A 3,107-nucleotide genomic window follows, 5' to 3' on the forward strand; every position below is an offset into this window, starting at 1 on the left:
TTCTGGTACAAGCCTTTTCGCGATTTTTGTAAAAACTGGACCAGCTAAGAATACGGTTGGAATGGCAATGATAAAACCATAAAGCAATACTTCACCAATGTTTGCACCATATTCACCAGCAATAACAGTTGGGCCAGGGTGTGGAGGCAGGAAGCCGTGTGTTACAGATAACGCGGCAGTCATTGGAATACCAAGGTATAAAATAGAAATCTTCAATTCTTTTGAAATAGCAAATACGATTGGAATTAATAGTACTAAACCTACTTCGAAGAATAGAGCGACACCGATAATGAATGAAGCAGCAACGACTGCCCATTGAATGTTCTTTTCACCGAATTTGTTTACTAGTGTCATAGCGATCCGCTGGGCACCGCCTGAATCTGCGATCAATTTACCAAGCATCGCGCCAAGTCCGAAGATTAACGCAAGGTGGCCGAGCGTTCCGCCTAAACCTGCTTCAATTGTTTTAACGATGACATCTAAAGGCATTCCAAGTGCTAAAGCTACACCAAATGAAACAATAATTAATGAAACGAATGTGTTTAGCTTTAAGCCCATAATGAGTAAAAGTAAAGCTAAGATACCAATTGCAACAATTACCAATGGCATTGTCATTTCCCCCTAATTGTATTTATTATTTATTTTTCCCGCATGAAGCGGGGCATTCCCTCTGTAAAATAAAGCGCTAACATTTTTGGCGAGGGGATAATAGAATCCCCAGTGAGAAGCTTATTTGATCAAGCTTCTCTGATAGTTTGCGATACGTGAATAATCTTTTTCCAAAACTCTGGATAAGCTGATGAAGATGGGTACCAGCTGTCTGTATTCCTTAGCAGCGTCTTCATTAGGCGTATGCTTGTGAGTACTGCCGATCATGTCAGAAACGACCTCGAATGAATCGATTTTACCTGTGGCATACAGGCCTAAGATACAAGCGCCCAAGCATGAGCTTTCATAGCTTTCCGGTACGACCACGTCTGTGTCGAATATATCGGACATCATCTGGCGCCACACTTCTGATCGTGCGAAGCCGCCGGTAGCCTGGATTCTCGTCACAGGTTCTTTCATCGCTTCTGTCAGGGCCAAATACACTGTATACAGGTTGAAAATAACTCCTTCAAGCGCTGCGCGAATCATATGCTCTTTTTTATGGGACATCGTCAGGCCGAAGAATGATCCTCGTACATCCGGGTTCCATAATGGCGCACGCTCACCGGCAAGGTAAGGATGGAAAAGCAATCCCTCAGCTCCAGGTCTGACGCGTTCAGCAATTCTCGTTAAAACATCGTATGGATCGATGCCAAGTCGTTTGGCTGTCTCCACCTCGGAAGCGGCAAATTCATCACGGATCCAGCGAAGGACCATCCCACCATTATTGACAGGTCCGCCGATGACCCAGTGCTTTTCGGTCAAGGCGTAGCAGAAGATTCGTCCTTTTTCATCGGTTTGCGGCTCGTCAATGATCGTGCGAATTGCACCGCTTGTTCCGATGGTGACGGCAATTTCGCCTTTGCCAATCGCGTTAACACCGAGGTTTGAAAGGACGCCATCACTTGCGCCGATGACGAAAGGAGTTTGTGGGTCAATCCCAATCTGTTTTGCTACTTCCGGATTGCAGTTTGTGAAAATCTCAGTTGTAGGAACAAGCTTTGATAGCTGATCGCTGCTGACGCCTGCAATTTTTAATGCTTCCTCATCCCAATCCAGATTCTTGAGATTCATCATCCCCATCGCAGAGGCGAGGGAGTGATCGACGACATATTGATCAAAGAATTTTTTGAAGATGTATTCCTTGATGCCGATATACTTTTTCGCTTTAGAGGCAATTTCAGGACGTTCATTCACCATCCAGGCAATCTTGCTCAAAGGTGACATTGGATGGATTGGCGTACCTGTTCGCTTGTAGATTTCATGCCCATTCAGTTCGTCTTTGATTTTATGGGCCCATGCTTCACTGCGATTATCCGCCCAGGTGATGCATGGCGTCAGCGGCTGGTCATTTTCATCAATCGCGATGACACTGTGCATCGCGCTGCTGAAGGAAATGAAGCTCAGCGTTTTATGGGAATGATTTTTCATTATTTTTGTGATGGCCGTTAATACTGCCATGTAAATTTCGTCAGGGTCTTGTTCTGCAGTTGAAATGTCTGGCGTGAAGAGCGGGTAGCCGATATTCTCCTGCTGGATGACTTCACCTTTTTCGCTGAATAAAACAGCTTTTGTACTTGTTGTACCGATGTCGATCCCTAACATATAGCTAGTCATTTTTCTCAACTCCCCTGGAAAGCGTTTGCTGCGATATCCAAAGGTCTTCGACTTTACCTTGAACATCATCAAAATTTTGGTGTAAGGATTTAATCATCAGGTCGCGATTCTTCGTTTTGATGGCTTCAATATAAAGCTCATGATTATCAATAATGCGCTGGAAGTCCTCGTACTTTTCCTCGACCCTTACTCGCATCGATAAAAGAATGAATGCTTCCATAACAGGTTTTGTGTTATCCCAAATCATCTTGATGTAGGAATGATTGATTGCCCGGATGATGGTTTCATGGAATAGCACATCCTGTAAGGAAAACTCATCAGCATCTTTGTATTTAATGGCGATTTTCATCATTTCAAGGATTTTGCTAAGTTCACGCACGAGCTCAGTTGTGTCTATTTTCATCATTCGTTCAAAAACAAACGTTTCTATTAATAAACGAACATCGTAAATTTCTTCGATATCCTTCTCCGTCAGACCAATGACAACAGCGCCCATTCTTTCTAAACGGATCAGATTCTCAGAGGCAAGAATTTTAAGTGCTTCACGAATGGGTGAGCGACTTACGTTAAAATCAGCAGCCAGCTTATTTTCCGAAAGGATGGCACCGCTTTCAATCAGCCCTGAAATAATCTGCATTCTAAGCTCACTCGCAACACGATCACCAGTCGAAGCCTTCGAAAGCCACTTTTGAGGATAAAGAAAATCCTTCTTTTCACTCATTTATTACACCTTCTTATTAATCAAGTATACTTGTATACAAGTATATTAAATCCTATTTAATAAAATTGCAAGCGTTTTCTCGTAAACATGGGGACGGTTCTCATGTTCCACTTTGGAACAC

General features: G+C 43.3%; 3 protein-coding genes. All 3 read right to left on the reverse strand.

The annotated features are described in order from the left end of the window. The coding region (locus WB217_RS18510) for a gluconate:H+ symporter (protein WP_423994796.1) at positions 1-609 on the reverse strand (609 nt) is incomplete at its 3' end. 120 nt (positions 610-729) lie between these two features. Then, the gene (gene gntK, locus WB217_RS18515; protein WP_423994797.1) at positions 730-2,265 is read right to left on the reverse strand and encodes a gluconokinase; all 1,536 of its coding nucleotides are present in this window, start codon (positions 2,263-2,265) and stop codon (positions 730-732) included. Further along, the gene (locus tag WB217_RS18520; protein ID WP_423994798.1) at positions 2,258-2,986 is read right to left on the reverse strand and encodes a GntR family transcriptional regulator; all 729 of its coding nucleotides are present in this window, start codon (positions 2,984-2,986) and stop codon (positions 2,258-2,260) included. Before WB217_RS18520 ends, gntK begins: the two co-directional genes overlap by 8 nt. Positions 2,987-3,107: the final 121 nt, after the last annotated feature.

Origin of the sequence: Mesobacillus sp., from assembly GCF_049588175.1 — a bacterium.
In the GTDB taxonomy this organism is placed as follows: Bacteria; Bacillota; Bacilli; order Bacillales; family Cytobacillaceae; genus Mesobacillus.